This is a genomic window from Ochrobactrum sp. 19YEA23, assembly GCF_029909865.1.
In the GTDB taxonomy this organism is placed as follows: Bacteria; Pseudomonadota; Alphaproteobacteria; order Rhizobiales; family Rhizobiaceae; genus Brucella; species Brucella gambitense.
Genome location: NZ_JASAMQ010000001.1, coordinates 777,399 through 791,556 on the forward strand (window position 1 = coordinate 777,399; position 14,158 = coordinate 791,556).

Here is a 14,158-nt window from a genome sequence, read left to right on the forward strand (position 1 = left end):
GGCGCTCAGTGGCGTGCTGTCATTGATCCTAATCAACGACGATTTTCTAGGGAGGAAACCGGTCTCAGACGTCAGGCGATTGGCACCGTCAGCGTGGCGCGAAGACCACCATCGGGACGGTTCACCAGATCGAATGTGCCTTCCATCCGCGTGACCGCCATTTGCACAATGGCAAGGCCGAGGCCGCTGCCATTGTCCTGCCGGTGCTTGCCGCGGAAAAAGCGCTCGGTGACATGCGGCATTTCGATATCGGGAATGCCGGGGCCACTGTCTTCGACGGTCAGGGTGAGGCGGCTGTCCGCGATGGTAAAGCCGCAGCGCACAAAGCCATCCGGCGGGGAATGCAGCACTGCGTTTTCGATCAGGTTGCGCGCTGCCAGCGTGAAGAGATGCGGGAAGGGCATCTGCACGAGCGGCATGCCCTCCAGCAATTCGATGGCGACACCACGTTGCGCACCGAGCATGCGCATATCGGTGGCGATAGTGTGCAGCAGCTTGCAGGCCGGTTCCGGCGTCGGGGTTTCGGTTTCGTCCGACGTTTCAAGCGCTGCAAGATCGAGCAGCTGACCGACCAGCCTGCTGGTGCGGTCCACACCGGCTGCGATCTGGCGCACCGCATTGGCGCGCACGGCTTCGTCCTTTGCGCTCTCCGCGATCTGTGCCTGCGTCTTCAGACCGGCGAGCGGCGTCTTCAGCTCATGGGCGGCGAAAATCGCGAAGTTGCGCTCGCGCTCGCGTGCTTCCTCGACACGGTGGAACAGCCCGTTTAGCGCGGTGACTGCAGGTGCAATTTCCGTGGGCAGGTTGTCTTCCGGCAGCGGGCGCAAATCCTGCGCCTGTCGCTTCGACAGAACGGAGGCAAGGCTGCTCAACGGGTTGAGCCCGCGCCGCACGCAAAGCCAGATCATGCCTGCCAGCAACGGCAGCACCAGAAGGGCAGGCACGACCAGCCCCGTCACCACATTGCGGACCAGTCTTTCGCGGACATAGAGACTGTCGCCGACCATGACGCGCAGACCAAGTTGCGTGTTTTCAACCGCAAACACGCGCCAGCGTTCGCCAGCGACAACCGTGTTGGAAAAGCCGTTTGCCACGCTGGTCAGCCGCGTTACTGGCGCGCTTTCCGAGCGCCCGACCAGCTTGCCGTCCAGCGCCCAGATCTGGCAGAAAAGCTGCCGGTCATAGTCGGAAAACTCCGGCATGGGCTTGAGCGAAAGCTGGCCGCCATCGCCATCAGGGCCGACTTCAACGCGATGATCGCTCAAAAGCGAATTGACCATGCGCGCAGCTTCCATCAGACGCGCATCCAGAACCTTTTCCAGCTGGGCCTGTGTGGTGGTGTGAATCCAGACCACGGCAGCCAGCCAGACGATGCAGGTTACGCCAATCAGAATACCGGTCAGGCGACCACGGATCGAACTCATGCGCAGGCCCCCGCCAGACGATAGCCAACACCGCGCACCGTCTCGATGAAATCGGAGCCAAGTTTGGAACGCAGGTGGTGGACATGCACCTCCACCGCATTGCTTTCCACTTCTTCCTGCCAGCCATAAAGCGCTTCTTCCAGCGATGATTTGGAAAGCGTCGCATTGGGGCGCTCCATCAGCGCGCGCAGGATCGAGAATTCACGCCGCGTCAGCCGCAGCGGTTCGCCCTTGAAGCGCGCGGACATTTCCGCCGGATCAAGCTCGACGCCGCGCCATTCCAGCATGGCATTGGCGCGACCAGTCCCGCGCCGCGCAATGGCGCGCACCCGGGCGGCCAGTTCATGCAGGTCGAACGGCTTGCCGACATAGTCGTCGGCGCCAGCATCCAGCCCCGCGATGCGTTCCGGCACCTGATCACGAGCGGTCAGAAGCAGGACAGGGGTGTCGTCGCGTCCGCGTCGCATGGTTTTCAAAATGTCGAGACCGGACCCGTCCGGCAGCATGAGATCAAGCACAACGGCATTGTAATTCTGTGCAGCAAGGGCTGCTTCGGCATCGCCACAGGTCGAGACCGCATCCACGGTGAAACCGGCAATGCCCAAACCAACGGACAGCCCGTCGAGCAGGATTGCATCGTCTTCAACAACCAGAATGCGCATCGATCTTCCCGTTTTTGCCTTGTTGTCGTTTTAAATCGGCCCGGCTTGTCGCTGTCCCAGCTTAAGGCTGCCTTAAGGTGGCGGCGGCATTCGCCTTTTGCAACATAATCAATTTACTACGAATCAGTTCGGAAAACCGGAATGCGTCTTTCTGCGAGCCTTGTGAGTTTCGCTCTCCTGATCTTCACGGCGTTCTCGTCAGCCTTTGCCGCTGGCCCCTTGCCGGTGAACGAAGCCTTTCGTCTTGGCGTGACGAAGGACGCCGATGGACGCCTTGTGCTCGGCTGGACCATTGCCGAAGGCTATTATCTCTATCGCGATCATATTGCCGCCAAGGACGACAAGGGCAATGCGCTCGATGTCGATACGCAGCCCGGTATTGCCAAGGACGACCCGAATTTCGGCAAGCTCGAAGTCTATTATCGCCATGCCAGTGCCAGCCTGAATGCGCAAACTGCTCCGGTGGAAATCACCTATCAGGGCTGTCAGGAAGACGGCATCTGCTATCGGCCTGAAACGCGGACAGTCGACCCGGTGACGCTGGCCGTTTCAAGCCAGATGGGCACCCTGGCCAAGGCCCAAACCCAGTCTTTCGCGCAAGGCGCCGCTTTCACGACTGCTGCGCCCCGGATGGCTGCGAGCACCGCCAATGAAAGCAAGGCTTTTGCGCTCGCACCCGAAAAGGGCATGGTCGAAAACCTGCTCGCTGAGGGCGGCACGGGCTTTGTGATCGCAGCCTTTCTTGCTTTCGGTGTGCTGCTGGCCTTCACGCCTTGCGTTTTCCCGATCTATCCCATCGTCGCCGGAACACTGGCGCGCGAAGGCGAAAAGCTGACGGCAAAACGCGGCTTCGTCCTCTCCTCCATCTATGTGGTCAGTCTGGCTTTGGGCTTTGCGCTGGTGGGGGCGATCGCTGGCTGGTCGGGGCAGAACCTGCAAATGGTCCTGCAATCGAAATGGACGGCGCTTGCTCTGGCGGCGCTGTTCACCTTGCTGGCCGTGTCGATGTTCGGCCTGTTCCAGATCCAGCTTCCAAGCCGGTGGGTCAGCGCGGTTTCCGCGCAGACCGGCCAGCGTACAGGCTCCAAGCGCTCTGCCGCCGTGCTCGGCTTTTCGTCGGTGCTGATTGTCGGTCCTTGCGTGACCGCACCGCTGGCGGGCGCGCTTCTCTATATTGCACAGACGGCCAATGTCGCGCTGGGTGCGGGGGCACTCTTCGCGCTTGGTATCGGCAAGGGCTTGCCGCTGATCGCTTTCGCGACCCTTGGCGCGGGCACGCTGCCGCGCGCAGGCGCATGGATGGAAACCGTTAAGCAGATTTTCGGCTTCGGTTTTCTGGCAACCGCGATCTTTATGGCCGCACCGCTTTTGCCCTCGGGCGTGGATATGGCGCTCTGGGCCATTCTGCTGTTCGGTGTGGCAAGTTTTGCGTTCCTCAAAGTGCCGGGGCATAGCGTTGTGGCCCGCACGATTGGCGCGGCAGCCTTCGTCTACGCAACCATCCTGATGCTGGGACTGGCGTCTGGCGGCAGAGATCCGTTGCAACCGCTGGCCGTATTCGCTAACCGTGGCGACAACCAGAGTATGGCCGAGCTGCGATTCGCGCCGGTCGATACGGTTTCTTCCCTTCAGGAGAAGCTTGCGACAGTGGAAGGCTCGCGCCCGACGCTGATCTATTTCACGGCGGATTGGTGCGTGAGTTGCTCCACCGTGGAAAAGCGTGTGTTGCCGGATGCCGATGTGAAGAAAAGCCTGAACGGCTATCAGCTCATCAAGGCTGATATTTCCGATCTCACCAATGGCAATGCGGACCTGATGGCGAAGCTGAAAGTGGCCGGCCCGCCGACGATGATTTTCTTCGACAAGGCAAGCCGCGAGCGGGAGGGGACGAGACTGGTGGGCGATGTCACGTCTGCCACCATTGCCCGGTCGGCCGGTCTCACCACCGATGGCCGGATGTAATTGCAGAAACAAGGATTGAAGACGATGCCGGGGGCTTGGACAATTATGAAACGCGGGGACGACAGATACCGCATTGCGGCGCGGTTGTTGCGCATTGCCACCATCGCTGTGCTGCCGCTGGCAGCCGCCGCTTGCACGACGACTTCCGCCGAGCAGCCGGTTGCAGTCGTGATGCCTGCGCCCATGGTTCAGCCGGTTGTGGCAGAACCGCAGCCGGTGCAAGTCGCAGCCGTTGCAGAACCGGAAGTGCAGACGGCGCGCAGCGAATATGAAGTGATGTATGGCGCTGTCACCGATGGCAAGAATTTCATTCCCGCGCTCGATGTGAACAAGATTGCCGAGCGCAACCTGCGCAAACAGGTCGATTATGCGACGGATCACCCGGTGGGTACGATCATTGTCGATCCCTATGCGCGCTATCTTTATCTCGTGCAGCCGGGCGGCAAGGCCATGCGCTATTCGGTCGGTGTCGGTCGCGCCGGACTGACTTTCAAGGGCGAAGCCAAGGTTGCCTATAAATCGCAATGGCCGCGCTGGACCCCGACCGCCAACATGATCAAGCGTAATCCCGACCATTATGCGAAATACGCCAATGGTCTGGAGGGCGGTATCCGCAATCCGCTTGGCGCCCGCGCGCTCTATCTCTATCGCGACGGCAAGGACACGCTCTATCGCATCCATGGCACCAATGAGCCGTGGTCGGTCGGCAAGGCGGCGTCCTCGGGCTGTATCCGTCTTTTCAATCAGGACATTCTCGATCTCTACAAGCGCGCCCCGACGGGTGCACGCGTTGTGGTGCTCGACAAGTCCCAATCTGGCATGGGAGCTAGTTCATGATAAACCGCCGTCAGATGCTGGCTGTTTCAGCCGGGACCATTGCGACGCTCGGATTCTCGGGTGCGCAGGGTCTGGCACAGGCCGTTCCGACCGTGGCCGAGGTTCTCTACGACAAGGAAATCCCGGTTCTCGGTAATCCGCATGGCAATGTCACCATCGTTGAATATTTCGACTATCAGTGCCCCTATTGCAAAAAGGGCCATGGTGAACTGATGCGCGTCGTCAAGGATGACGGCAATGTGCGGCTGGTTCTGAAGGACTGGATCATTTTCGGCGATATGTCGGCCTATGCGGCGCGGCTTGTTCTGGCTGCGGAAAAGTCCGGCAATTACGTCAAGGCCATGGAAGCACTGATGGCCACGCCGGGCCGTCTGACCAAGGAACAGGTTGATACGGCCATGAAGAAGGGCGGTCTCGACGCCGCCAAGCTTGAAGCAGCCTACAAGGCTGATTCCAAGCGCATCAACGGCATTCTCGAGCGCAACATGAATCAGGGTGAAGCGTTCAATTTCAGCGGCACCCCGTCTTTCGTCATCGGCACCAAGCTCTATGGCGGCGTGATGAAGCAGCAGGAACTGATCGCAGCCATCGCGGATGCGCGTAAATCCTGATCGCTGGTATCGATCGATATTTCGGAAAAGGCGGGTCTGTAAAGGCCCGCTTTTTTCATTTTGAATTTGAAAGCAAGCAGCGGAGTGTGACCGCCCTTGTAAGGTCCTATGTCTGGTTCATATAAAGAAGGAACACGGACATGAACCTTATGACCCTCAAAACGCATGATCCCGATGAAAGCCGCTGGCAGAAGGTGCTCGGACGCGACAAGGCGTCGGACGGAGCCTTCGTTTATGCCGTGCGCACCACCGGCGTTTATTGCCGCCCATCCTGCCCGTCGCGGCGCGGAAAGCGCGAGAACGTGCAGTTTTTCGATCGTTGCGAAGATGCGGAGCGGGCAGGTTTTCGCCCCTGCATGCGCTGCAAGCCGTATCTGACCGAAACGCTCGCAACGCAGAACAATGCGCGCCATGCCGAAATCGTGGCGGCTGCCTGCCGCTATATCGAGGCAGCGGAGGAAGTGCCGTCTCTGGAAGAAATCGCGGATGCGGTGAAGACCAGCCCGGCTCATTTCCATCGCATTTTCAAAGCCTTCACCGGGCTGACGCCCAAGGCCTATGCCGACGCACATCGCGCCCGGAAAATGCGCGTGGCGCTCGACGCGCCGGAAATCCGCGTGACCGATGCGATCTATGATGCCGGTTACAATTCCAGCAGCCGCTTCTATGAAGCCTCGGACCGGATTCTTGGAATGACACCAAAGGCTTACCGGCAGGGCGGCAAGGATGCCGACATTCGTTTCGCCATCGGGCAATCGGCGCTTGGCGCAGTCCTTGTGGCGGCGAGCGAGAAGGGCGTCTGCGCCATCTTGATGGGTGACGATCCGGAAGCCCTGATCCGCGATCTGGAAAAGCGCTTCCCGAAAGCCAATCTCATCGGGGCCGATCGCGACTTTGAAGACATGATCGCGCAGGTGGTCGGCTTTGTCGAAGCGCCGGGCATTGGCCTCAACCTCCCGCTCGATCTGCGGGGCACGGCGTTCCAGCAGCGCGTCTGGCAGGCCTTGCGGGAAATTCCGGCAGGAAAAACAGTGAGCTATACGGATATTGCCGAGCGGATCGGCGCACCGAAAGCCGTTCGCGCCGTCGCGCAGGCCTGCGCCGCCAACAAGATCGCCGTCGCGGTGCCATGCCACCGTGTAGTGCGCAATGATGGCGGGCTGTCCGGCTATCGCTGGGGTGTCGAGCGCAAGCGCGACCTCCTGCAGCGGGAGCGTGAAGCATGAGCGGCGATCACGAAATGGCGGCGGCAAAAGTCGCCGCCTATGACTGGGAGAAAATCGGTTCCGAACTCGACACATTCGGTACGGCCATTCTCCCGAAACTTCTCTTAGAAAGCGATTGCCACAATTTCGCCACGAAATGGCATGATTCCGCCGCATTTCGCACCACCATTTCCATGGCGCGGCACGGTTTTGGACGCGGCGAATACAAATATTACGCCAATCCGCTGCCTGCCTTAATTGGGAGCCTCCGCGCCAGCCTCTATCCGCAGCTTGCACCCATCGCCAATGCGTGGAGCCGGAGAATGGGCAGCGACACCCGCTATCCGCCAACCCATGACGCCTTTCTGGAACGCTGCCATGCAGCTGGCCAGTCGCGCCCGACACCGCTTCTCCTGCAATATGTGGAGGGGGATTATAATTGTCTGCATCAGGACCTTTATGGTGACATTGCTTTCCCGTTGCAGGTGGCCATTCTCCTGTCGAAACCGGGTGAGGATTTTATGGGCGGCGAATTCGTGCTCACCGAGCAACGCCCGCGTATGCAGAGCAGGGCGGAGGTGGTGCCGCTTCAACAGGGCGATGCGGTGATCTTCGCCGTCAACGACCGACCGGTACAAGGCACGCGCGGCGACTACCGGGTCAAGATGCGGCACGGCGTCAGCCGGATCCGCTCCGGCATGCGACATACGCTGGGCATAATCTTTCACGATGCGCGATAGACCTGACATAAAGGGTTGAACCGAAATGCGTATTGGCCTTTGATCGCGCAAAGGATTGAAGGAGTCGACCATGAGCGTGACCATCTACGGTATCAAAAACTGCGACACCATGAAGAAGGCGCGCACATGGCTTGAGGACCATGGCATCGACTATGGTTTTCACGATTACAAGAAGGAAGGGCTCGATGCGGCAACGCTCGACCGCTTCCTGAAAACCGTCGCCTGGGAACAGCTTTTGAACCGCGCGGGCACGACTTTTCGCAAATTGCCGGAAGAAGTGCGTCAGAATGTCGATGCCGCCAAGGCGCGTGCGCTGATGCTGGAACAGCCCTCCATGGTCAAGCGTCCGGTGCTCGACAAGGACGGCGTGCTGACGGTCGGTTTCAAGCCGGATCAGTATGAGGCCTTCTTCAAGTCTTGAGCTGCCGGGCTTCTGCCATAGATATCTGCGGATAGGTCTGCCGAAGCGGAGAAAGCCATGCATCAGCGCTTGAACAAGATCGTTCAGCAATGGTCGGTGAGCTGGCGCGATGCGCTGGTCGCTTCCATTGCGGGCGCTGTGGCGTGGCTGATCTGTCAATGGCTTCTCGGCCAGCCGCGGCCGGTCTTTGCCATGGTTACAGCGGTGATTTGCCTTGCGCCCAACCTGCCGAACCACGGCAAGCAGGCCATTGGCGTCATGGTCGGCGTAACGACAGGCGTGGTGATCGGGGAACTGTCGCTTCTGCTGCCGGAAACCATTCCCGTCATGCATATGGCGGTGGTGACCTTCATTGCCATGGTGCTGGCGACCTCGTTCGGCATGGCTCCGGCGATTGCTATCCAGTCCGGCGTTTCGGCCATTCTGGTGCTGGCCATGGGGCCGCAAGTGGCGGGTGTGACCCGCCTGATCGACGTTCTGGTGGGGGCAGGTGTCGGGCTTTTGTTCAGCCAGATCTTGCTGACGCCTGACCCGGTACGCCTGATCGACAGGGCGGCGCGGGGCCTGCTGGACCGGCTGGCAAACGGGCTGAAACAGGCGGCTATGGCGCTTGATAAACAGGACCCGGTGCGTGCTCAAAATGCGGTCAATCAGTTCACTTCTGCCCATCGGGCTGTCATCGCGCTGGGCGACGGCATTGCACTTGCCCGAAGCAATGCGCGCTGGTCATTGCGCGGGCGGCTGGCGGCGCGCGAAGTGACCGAAATGGCCGGACGTTATGATCGTCGCGGCATTCGTCTTTACGCCTCGGCGCTACTGTTTGGCGAAGCGCTTGGCAATGCGCTGCGCAAGAAAGAGGCTCCCCCGCCGCCATGGGTCAGCGAGGCGCTGCAGATCATCATCGCCAATTGTTCGCTGGATGAAGGCGTGGTGCCGCAGCGCATTCCGCCCGTGCCGAAGGAAATACCTTTCGGCTGGCGTGATTGCGTGCATCGGCTGGAATCGGTGCAGGATACGCTGTTGCACTTCCTGCATTCGGGAATTCCCGACAGCGTGCCGGTCCAGACAACGAAGACGGTACACTCTTGAGCAATCCAACCGGGATTGCTTACCAGTTGGGAGGTCACTCTACTCCCATGGATGCGACCGCATCGGATTTGCCAAAACACTGGATTCCACCGAACCCTGGTCGGCTGATATTTGCCGTTCCCTTTGAATGGCCTCGGCTTCAATGGCGGAAACGTGACTGTTCTTTCGGAAGGGAGGCGACGCATCGTATTTCGCCTGTCCAGCGCAGCCTGCAAGAACGATCATGGATAAAACAATACAGGAATTGAAATTCATTATGTCCACTTATTAATAGGGTTCAATATATTGGGGTTTAAAATTAATAAATAACATCAATTGGTTAAAGTGATCTGAAGATATCATGATGAGAGATAGTACACGCATGTCCGGGTCGCAAGACCCGGGCCATGCAAATACTGTCGCTTCTTTCATTTTGTGTGGTGGCCTTTATGAAACCGGGTCGTCGCGCTTTTCCAGAATGTGATCGACCAGCCCCCAGCTGAGACCTTCCTGCGCGGTCATGAAATTATCGCGGTCCAGTGCGCGTTCAACCTCTTCTTCGGTGCGTCCGCAATGTTCCGCGTAAAGCCGTATCATGCGACGTTTGGTACGCTGCACCTCCTCGGCATGGATGAAAATATCCGATGCCTGGCCCTGAAACCCACCCGATGGCTGGTGCACCAGCAGGCTGGCATTGGGTAGCGCTGCGCGGTGGCCGGGTTCGCCCGCCATCAGCAGAAAGGAACCCATCGAGCGGGCGGTGCCCATGCAAAGCGTGTGAACAGGCGCACGGATATAGCGCATCGTATCGTAGATCGCGAAACCGCTCGTCACCACACCGCCGGGTGAGTTGATGTAGAGATTGATCGGTAGCTTGGCATTTTCCGCTTCGAGAAACAGCAACTGGGCGCAGACCAGTTCCGACACCGTGTCGTTCACTTCACCGTTCAGAAACACGATCCTCTCGCGCAGCAGACGGGAGTAAATGTCGAATGACCGCTCGCCACGGCTCGATTGTTCAACGACCATAGGGACGAGTTGCATCGTTTCGCGCATGGCGAACTCCTTTCCAGATTGTCGGATGAAGGCGTGGTCGGGTTAGGCCGTGCGCATCAGCAGTGTTCCGTTTGCGTTGGCTGCAACCGGGGCAGGGCGCTTCAGCCTTATGTCGCTCAGCACATGGCTGATCTGCAAGCGCGTGCCGCCCTCACCATTGGGAGCAATGCTGAAAGTGACGGTACTTTCGAGAAAAGGCGGTTCCCTCTCGCGCATCCGATAGGTGATTTCCTCACCGGGTTTGCACGATGCGGCACTCTGTTCGGCAAGATCGGCTGCAGGAAGCCAGTGCTCCCGGAATTCGGGCGTGCTGATTGCCCGCCAGACCTTCTGCGGCGCGGCATCCAGCTCATAGGTCTGTGCGATATCGGGCTTCGGCGTTTGGCTCTGCTGCTCGGTCATTGGTCCATATCCTTCAGCAAGTCTTTCAGGGCGTCGATACGCGCTGGCCAGTAGGCGCGATATTTCATCAGCCACTGGGCCATCAGCGCCAGACCGTCGGGATCGACTTCGTAATTCACGAACCGCCCGCGCTTTTCTTCCCGTACCAGACCGGCGCCGCGCAAAACCGCCAGATGCTGGGACATGGCGGGCTGGCTGATCTCCATGCCCTCGCGCAGCGCGCTGGCATGCAGACTGCCAGTCGCCAGTTTTTCATAGATTGCGCGACGGGTCGGATCGGCCAGCGCCTTGAAAATATCGTTCTCGTTCATGGCTAACACATAAGCATACACTTATGTGATTCGCAAGCCATGTTTGGACGCTGCCGAGCGTTCGCGCCTATTTGTCGGGGGAGCTGAACTGCATCGTATAGACACCACCGCCGATCCCTTGCGCGAGCGAGGGAGCTAGTTGCACCGGCGTGCATTTCTGCACGGCCTGTATGGCGGTATCGACAAAAGCTTTCCTGGCTTTGTCGTCGCCCTGCACATCGATCGCCGTTGCGCGCGGCGTGCCGATCAGGCTGCCGTCGTGCTTGAAGCTGAAGCTCAGCGTGACGGATGAGTTCTTTGTGCCAGCGGGCGGCGACCAGCAGGCCTGCAATGCCGCACCAACCTCTTCCATGGACTTCAGCTCCGCCGCCTGAACCGCGCCAGCGGCCAGAACAACGGATGCACACAGACCGGTCATAGAAACGAGTTTTTGAACCGCGATCAATTTGGCCTCCCCAAGCGCGATGTTTCCACATTGAAGTAGGGCAGTAGGGGAATAGGGGAATAAGGCAGTATGTTTTGGTTGCGAACGGCCGAGGCGTTGTTAATCCTATTCCCCTATTCCCCTATTCCCCTATTCCCCTATTCCCCTATTCCCCTATTCCCCTATTCCCCTATTCCCCCTTGATCGCTGCCATCAGAAAAATTGAATTGTACGCCAACGCTTGAGGGGTATTTTGCGGCGCATGATGCCGTTCTCTCCCAGCACTGCAGTTGCATTCTTCGTGATGCCGGGCTGCAACGAGCAATTTCCTGTGCTCCGGTGCTCACGTACCCAAAAGTACGCTCCGCTCCGGTGCTCGAAAGTCACTCGTTTCGCCACGGCCTGACGAATTTGCAACTGCAGTGCTAAGTCGAACTTTCTCAAGTCAGCTTTTTCCCGTTCGGATATTTCAATGTCATCCTCCCCCAATACCGCTCAACACCAGACGGCGATCCGTTATGCATTGGGCGGTTTTCTCGCCATGGCGTCTGCAATGGGCATTGGCCGTTTCATCTACACGCCGATCCTCCCGGGCATGATGGCCGATCTTGGCTTCAACGCCGCTGATGCAGGCTTCATCGCTTCCGCCAATTATATCGGCTATCTGCTTGGCGCTGTCGCGGCGGGCTATGGCTGGTCGGCAGGCATTGAACGCGCCAGCGTCATCACCGGTCTCATCATGAGTGCAGTGCTTTGCGCGGCGATGGCGCTGTTCGACGGCGTCTGGATGTTTGCAGCCATCCGCTTTGCTGCCGGTTTCATCAGCGCGGTGACCATGATCCTCTGCACGGCCATCGTGCTCAGCCATGTGACCGCCGCCGAGCGCAGCGGCCTTGGCGCGGTGCATTTCGGTGGGGTGGGCAGCGGTATTGCCATCTCGGCGGTGCTGGTCGCCGCCATCCGCTTTTCTGGCCTTGACTGGCGTGCGGATTGGGTCGGTGCGGCTTTGCTTACGCTGGTCATGCTGGTGGGCGTGGTCTTTCTGGTGCGCGAAGGGCCGCGCGGCAATGGCGGCAATACACGTGAACCGGCTTTGCCGAAAAGCTTTGCCTTCAATGCACTGGCGCTTGCCTACGGTATTTTCGGCTTCGGCTATGTCATCACCGCGACGTTTCTGATCGCCATCGTGCGCGCCAATGAAGGCGGACCGCTGATGGAAGCAGCCGTGTGGATTGTTACCGGCCTGACGGCTGCGCCGTCCATCTGGCTGTGGTCCCCGGCGGCGAAAAAGTTCGGCCTGTTCAATGCTTTTGCGCTGACGGCGCTACTGGAAGCCATCGGCGTTGCCGCCAGCGTCGTCATCGCGCCGCCCGTTGGCCCGCTGGTCGGCGGCGCGCTTCTGGGCATGACCTTCATGGCGCTGACGGCTTTCGGTCTCCAGATCGCACGGGTTCTGGCTCCGGCATCGCCAAAGCGGGCACTGGCGCGTATGACCGTGTCGTTCAGCATCGGGCAGATTGTCGGGCCGCTGGTCGCCGGTTACATGGCGCAGCGTTCCGGCTCGTTCACCTCGGCCAGTCTCGCGGCAGCGCTTTCGCTGGTGGCTGTTGCCGTCATCGGCGTGCTTGCCGGTCAAAAGGCCAAATAGGGCGCTAAAAGCAGGAAACTAATGAGGTTTCTGGCAAAATCTTACAAAGATTTAACTGGTAAAGGCACGCTAACAGGCATTCTATGGGGGCGATAACCCCATAGAATCGGGACCTTTTTCGTGTTCGTATCTTTCTTCCCCCGCCCCAAATTGTTTTTTCCGTCTGTCGTGCTCTGGAGCCTGCTGGCTGTCCTTAGCTGGTACATGGGGGGAGAAAATCTCGGGCGCATATTCGGAATGCCGCCAGCGGCTGCGGATGCTGCGCCGATCATCGGCGCCAGCATTTTCTGGTCCACGCCGTTCCTCTGGTTCTACATCTATTTTGCGGTAGCAACCTTTGCGTTTTATGCTTTCTGGGCAGTGTTCTCGCCGCATCCATGGCAGCGCTGGTCAATCCTCGGTTCGGCGCTGATCCTGTTCACGACCTATTTCTCCGTGCAGGCCAGCGTGGCGGTGAATGCCTGGTATGGTCCGTTCTACGATATGGTGCAGAAGGCGCTGTCGACGCCCGGGTCGGTCACGGCCAGCGATTTCTATTGGGGCACTGTCGACTTTCTTGGCATCGCCTTCATCGCGGTCACGGTCGGTGTGCTGAGCCTGTTCTTCGTCAGCCATTACATCTTCCGCTGGCGCACGGCGATGAATGATTATTACATGAGCCACTGGCCGCAACTGCGCCACATAGAAGGTGCGGCGCAGCGCGTGCAGGAAGACACGATGCGGTTTTCCTCAACGCTGGAACAGTTGGGCGTCAGTCTGGTGAAGGCCGTCATGACGCTGATCGCCTTCTTGCCGGTCTTGTTCAGTTTTTCCGAGAAGATCAATGAACTGCCAATCATCGGCGTCATCCCGCATGCACTTGTGTGGGCGGCGGTTTTCTGGGCCGTCTTCGGTACAGGCCTGCTGGCGCTGGTCGGCATCAAGCTGCCGGGGCTGGAGTTTAACAATCAGCGCGTGGAAGCGGCCTATCGTAAGGAACTGGTTTATGGCGAGGATCATGATGACCGCGCGGGGCCGGTTACAATGCGCGAATTGTTCCGCAATGTCCGACACAATTACTTCCGGCTTTATTTCCACTATGTCTATTTCAACGTGGCCCGCATTCTCTACCTGCAGGCGGACAATGTCTTTCCGACGATTATCCTCATTCCGTCCATCGTGGCAGGTAAGTTGACACTTGGACTGATGAACCAGATCAGCAACGTGTTCTCTCAGGTGCAGGGGTCGTTCCAGTATCTCGTCAATTCATGGACGACGATTATCGAGCTTCTGTCGATCTACAAACGTCTGCGGGCTTTCGAGGCGACCATCCATGGCGAACCGCTGCCGTCGCTGGATCGCGAAAATCTGGAAACACCGCAGAGCGTTTAAGGAAGGACACCAGCAC

Annotated in this window: 16 protein-coding genes; 9 read left to right on the forward strand and 7 right to left on the reverse strand. The window is 59.0% G+C overall.

Annotated features, from left to right (window positions below; genetic code table 11):
* Positions 1-71 precede the first annotated feature (71 nt).
* Positions 72-1,424 carry an ATP-binding protein gene (locus QBD01_RS03480; RefSeq protein ID WP_280991617.1) on the reverse strand — a complete coding sequence of 451 codons (1,353 nt, stop codon included), beginning with the start codon at positions 1,422-1,424 and terminating at the stop codon, positions 72-74.
* Positions 1,421-2,086 (reverse strand): response regulator transcription factor, encoded by a 666-nt coding sequence (locus QBD01_RS03485; RefSeq protein ID WP_182519358.1) that lies wholly within the window; start codon positions 2,084-2,086, stop codon positions 1,421-1,423. Before QBD01_RS03485 ends, QBD01_RS03480 begins: the two co-directional genes overlap by 4 nt.
* Positions 2,087-2,227: 141 nt before the next feature.
* On the opposite strand from QBD01_RS03485, the gene dsbD reads away from it, so the two are divergent.
* From dsbD to QBD01_RS03520, 7 genes are all read left to right on the forward strand, one after another.
* On the forward strand, positions 2,228-4,048 hold the full coding sequence (gene dsbD, locus QBD01_RS03490) for a protein-disulfide reductase DsbD (RefSeq protein ID WP_280991618.1): 1,821 nt from the start codon (positions 2,228-2,230) through the stop codon (positions 4,046-4,048).
* Positions 4,049-4,093: 45 nt separating this feature from the next.
* A complete protein-coding gene (locus QBD01_RS03495; protein WP_280991619.1) occupies positions 4,094-4,885 on the forward strand; it encodes a L,D-transpeptidase in 792 nt (263 codons plus the stop codon).
* On the forward strand, positions 4,882-5,496 hold the full coding sequence (locus QBD01_RS03500) for a DsbA family protein (RefSeq protein WP_280991620.1): 615 nt from the start codon (positions 4,882-4,884) through the stop codon (positions 5,494-5,496). Before QBD01_RS03495 ends, QBD01_RS03500 begins: the two co-directional genes overlap by 4 nt.
* Positions 5,497-5,636: 140 nt before the next feature.
* A complete protein-coding gene (gene ada, locus QBD01_RS03505) occupies positions 5,637-6,722 on the forward strand; it encodes a bifunctional DNA-binding transcriptional regulator/O6-methylguanine-DNA methyltransferase Ada (RefSeq protein WP_280991621.1) in 1,086 nt (361 codons plus the stop codon).
* Positions 6,719-7,441 (forward strand): 2OG-Fe(II) oxygenase, encoded by a 723-nt coding sequence (locus tag QBD01_RS03510; protein WP_280991622.1) that lies wholly within the window; start codon positions 6,719-6,721, stop codon positions 7,439-7,441. The genes ada and QBD01_RS03510 overlap by 4 nt, the downstream gene beginning before the upstream one ends.
* 70 nt (positions 7,442-7,511) lie before the next feature.
* Positions 7,512-7,862 carry an ArsC family reductase gene (locus QBD01_RS03515; RefSeq protein ID WP_078337982.1) on the forward strand — a complete coding sequence of 117 codons (351 nt, stop codon included), beginning with the start codon at positions 7,512-7,514 and terminating at the stop codon, positions 7,860-7,862.
* A gap of 57 nt (positions 7,863-7,919) precedes the next feature.
* Positions 7,920-8,951: an FUSC family protein gene (locus QBD01_RS03520; RefSeq protein WP_280991623.1), complete on the forward strand. Its 1,032-nt coding sequence runs from the start codon at positions 7,920-7,922 to the stop codon at positions 8,949-8,951.
* Between the two features lie 426 nt (positions 8,952-9,377).
* Here the strand turns inward: QBD01_RS03520 and QBD01_RS03525 are convergent, their stop codons facing one another.
* From QBD01_RS03525 to QBD01_RS03545, 5 genes are all read right to left on the reverse strand, one after another.
* Positions 9,378-9,986 (reverse strand): ATP-dependent Clp protease proteolytic subunit, encoded by a 609-nt coding sequence (locus QBD01_RS03525; RefSeq protein ID WP_151588779.1) that lies wholly within the window; start codon positions 9,984-9,986, stop codon positions 9,378-9,380.
* A 42-nt stretch (positions 9,987-10,028) separates the two neighbouring features.
* Positions 10,029-10,388: a hypothetical protein gene (locus tag QBD01_RS03530; protein ID WP_280991624.1), complete on the reverse strand. Its 360-nt coding sequence runs from the start codon at positions 10,386-10,388 to the stop codon at positions 10,029-10,031.
* Positions 10,385-10,699: a metalloregulator ArsR/SmtB family transcription factor gene (locus tag QBD01_RS03535; RefSeq protein WP_280991625.1), complete on the reverse strand. Its 315-nt coding sequence runs from the start codon at positions 10,697-10,699 to the stop codon at positions 10,385-10,387. The genes QBD01_RS03530 and QBD01_RS03535 overlap by 4 nt, the downstream gene beginning before the upstream one ends.
* Before the next feature lie 67 nt (positions 10,700-10,766).
* Positions 10,767-11,117, reverse strand: coding sequence for a hypothetical protein (locus tag QBD01_RS03540; protein WP_280992100.1), 351 nt, complete (start codon positions 11,115-11,117; stop codon positions 10,767-10,769).
* 219 nt (positions 11,118-11,336) lie between these two features.
* A complete protein-coding gene (locus QBD01_RS03545) occupies positions 11,337-11,567 on the reverse strand; it encodes a hypothetical protein (protein WP_280991626.1) in 231 nt (76 codons plus the stop codon).
* A gap of 28 nt (positions 11,568-11,595) precedes the next feature.
* On the opposite strand from QBD01_RS03545, the gene QBD01_RS03550 reads away from it, so the two are divergent.
* Both QBD01_RS03550 and sbmA read left to right on the forward strand, forming a co-directional pair.
* Positions 11,596-12,771 carry a YbfB/YjiJ family MFS transporter gene (locus tag QBD01_RS03550; protein ID WP_280991627.1) on the forward strand — a complete coding sequence of 392 codons (1,176 nt, stop codon included), beginning with the start codon at positions 11,596-11,598 and terminating at the stop codon, positions 12,769-12,771.
* Positions 12,772-12,891: 120 nt separating this feature from the next.
* Positions 12,892-14,142, forward strand: a complete 1,251-nt coding sequence (sbmA, locus tag QBD01_RS03555) for a peptide antibiotic transporter SbmA (protein ID WP_280991628.1) — start codon at positions 12,892-12,894, stop codon at positions 14,140-14,142.
* Positions 14,143-14,158 lie beyond the last annotated feature (16 nt).